The sequence below is a fragment of the Mixta tenebrionis genome (assembly GCF_006517625.1).
GTDB lineage: Bacteria > Pseudomonadota > Gammaproteobacteria > Enterobacterales > Enterobacteriaceae > Mixta > Mixta tenebrionis.
Genome location: NZ_VHQI01000040.1, coordinates 1 through 1344, shown reverse-complemented (window position 1 = coordinate 1344; position 1344 = coordinate 1). Strand labels below are relative to the sequence as shown.

Here is a 1344-nt window from a genome sequence, read left to right as displayed (position 1 = left end):
GCTGAACGCCACCCGCACCAGCCAAAACGCATTTCCGCCAGCGCCACGTCGCAGGCATCCTCCTCCGCGCTTATCCGCCTACCGGTAACCCACCCCGCCGCGTCATACACCATATGCTGCCACACCTCCCCCTGCGAGCGCACGGTCTCCCGTCACACGTTACTCTGCCGCCGGTGAACCTCACGGTGCAGGTTGTCACACTTATTATTCCGCAAGCTGGAAAATATGCTCCACGTCGCGCATCTGCGTAAACAGCAAAACCTACATGACCACGTACTACTCACAGCACCCTAGCCTGCATCTCAGGAGCGACTGGCTGGCCGAAACAGACTTTGAGATGGGGCACGGCGTCACCATAACGGTTGCGCAAGGATGTATTGTGCTGATGGCGGATAATAACGCGATGCAGGAGCTGCACGAGCAGCTTTAACAGGCTAAACAGGGGGTTAAGGATGTGCTTGTTTAGTGGACTGAACGAGGGCTAAATAATAAAAAACCGGGAAGGTTTAATAGTCTTCCCGGCGAAACATATAAAAATTTAATCACTATTTCTTATTCAATAGAACTCAATTTGGCAGTCAGACAGTTGATAACACCGTTCATCCGATAAAAAAATACTGTCTCCTACAATTTTACCAGTAAATAACCCTAATTTTTTTGCACCCAATTCAATCTGTTTTCGCCAACCATCAATATCCCCCTTATATGACAACGCATGTAAAAGTTCTCCTGAGGGAAGCCATAACTTACAATTCTCAGTTATGGCACCACCACTCGTTGGAACTGGAGGCTCTATTTGACTAGTCAGTTTATTAAATAGACCATTTCCCAAAAAGTTGTCATGCCCATCATCTGAGATATAACGATACTCTCTCCATTCGACGGGAGTTGAACCGGGAATTTCTCTCTCATCAACTATTATCATGGTGTCACCTTAAATAAAACGTTATTCAGCCCAGCATTCTGAAATATAGCATTGTAATGAGCTGCTAGCTCCGGACTATTCGTATGATAAATGACATTATCAAATGCCGCTGAATATTTCTGTGCTTGAGATAACATGGTTTGTTGCTCCTTAATTGCAAAAGGAGCTCCCCCAATAGAACTTTCAGGATTGCGTAGGGACTTAGCCCAATTATCGACATATTTTGCTTCTATCGCAGTACTTTTACCATTTATATTGACAACATGATCGGCTATTCCATTAACTCTCTTTCCGTTAACAATAGCACTATATTCTCTAGCTGATTGTGGTAGCTTGCCACCATACATGTTTTGTATTTTTTCTTCATATTTTCTGGCTTTAACACTACAATCAGTTAATCCCAGCGGATCGATCCACGT

3 protein-coding genes are annotated in these 1344 nt (G+C 44.6%); 1 reads left to right on the top strand and 2 read right to left on the bottom strand.

The genetic code is table 11. The annotated features are described in order from the left end of the window. Window positions 1–265: 265 nt before the first annotated feature. On the top strand, window positions 266–430 hold the full coding sequence (locus FKM52_RS21405) for a SymE family type I addiction module toxin (protein WP_141178106.1): 165 nt from the start codon (window positions 266–268) through the stop codon (window positions 428–430). A gap of 126 nt (window positions 431–556) precedes the next feature. On the opposite strand, the gene FKM52_RS21400 is transcribed toward FKM52_RS21405, so the two are convergent. Together FKM52_RS21400 and FKM52_RS21395 are read right to left on the bottom strand one after the other, a co-directional pair. Beyond that, window positions 557–925: a hypothetical protein gene (locus FKM52_RS21400; RefSeq protein WP_141178105.1), complete on the bottom strand. Its 369-nt coding sequence runs from the start codon at window positions 923–925 to the stop codon at window positions 557–559. After that, window positions 922–1344: hypothetical protein (locus tag FKM52_RS21395; RefSeq protein ID WP_141178104.1), on the bottom strand; the 423-nt coding region annotated here is incomplete at its 5' end. The genes FKM52_RS21400 and FKM52_RS21395, both read right to left, overlap by 4 nt.